The sequence below is a fragment of the Nocardia sp. TBRC8007 genome, from assembly GCF_056629435.1.
Genome location: NZ_JBWSOR010000170.1, coordinates 1 through 417, shown reverse-complemented (window position 1 = coordinate 417; position 417 = coordinate 1). Strand labels below are relative to the sequence as shown.

Sequence of the window (417 nt, the reverse complement as noted above, 5' to 3'; positions counted from 1 at the left end):
CGAACATCTCCAGGACAGAGACATCGAACGCCGCCGAGGTACTCGCCAACACCCGCACGGGACCGTCACCGCCCAGCAGTGTCCTCCCCGCGACGACATGGTTGACCACGTTGCGGTGGGTGACCGCGACCCCCTTGGGACGACCGGTCGAACCGGAGGTATAGATCAGATACGCCAGATTCCCCGGACACAACCGCCCCCACCGACCGGCATCAGCCACAACGACCGCGTCCCGGTCGCCGGTGAGGGTGCCCGGAGCATCGATACACACCGTGTCCGCCGCGACCACGGGCAGGGCCGTGGCCGTGGCCTGGTCGGTCACCACCACCAGCGGGGCGGCGTCGGCGAACACGAACGCCAACCGATCCCGCGGGTAGGACGGATCCACCGGCAGATACGCACCCCCGGCCTTCCACA

Annotated in this window: 1 protein-coding gene; it reads right to left on the bottom strand. The window is 68.6% G+C overall.

Annotation, left to right across the window (positions count from 1 at the left end):
• Positions 1-417, bottom strand: a 417-nt coding sequence (locus tag ACX4ZE_RS23140) for an AMP-binding protein (protein WP_480275579.1), incomplete at both ends; no start/stop codon positions are given.